At 67.5% G+C, this 283-nt stretch carries 1 protein-coding gene; it reads right to left on the minus strand.

Annotated elements, in window-relative coordinates:
• On the minus strand, window positions 1–283 hold a 283-nt coding region (locus tag KVT32_RS29825; protein WP_217619400.1), incomplete at both ends, for a TonB-dependent receptor plug domain-containing protein.

Raw genomic sequence — 283 nt, forward strand, 5'->3', positions numbered from 1 at the left:
ATGCTGTCGGTGGCCCAGGCGTCGACCTGCGGCACCAGGTTCCACAGGCCGTTGTACTGCAGCGGCAGGCCGTCGTAGTAGTTGCGGTAGCTTTCGAAGCCGCGGATCGTGTACTGGTCGAAGATGCTCACCGTCGCGCGGCTCTCGGCCGTCACGCCGGGCACGTAGCGCAGCGCCTCGTTGACGCTGTCGGCCTGGCGCGCGGCCAGCAGCTCGGCGTCGTAGACCTCGTAGCTCATCGGCGCATCCATCGGCTTCAGGTCGGACTTGGTGCCGGTGGTGC

This window comes from Achromobacter sp. GbtcB20, from assembly GCF_019091095.1.
In the GTDB taxonomy this organism is placed as follows: Bacteria; Pseudomonadota; Gammaproteobacteria; order Burkholderiales; family Burkholderiaceae_B; genus Achromobacter; species Achromobacter mucicolens.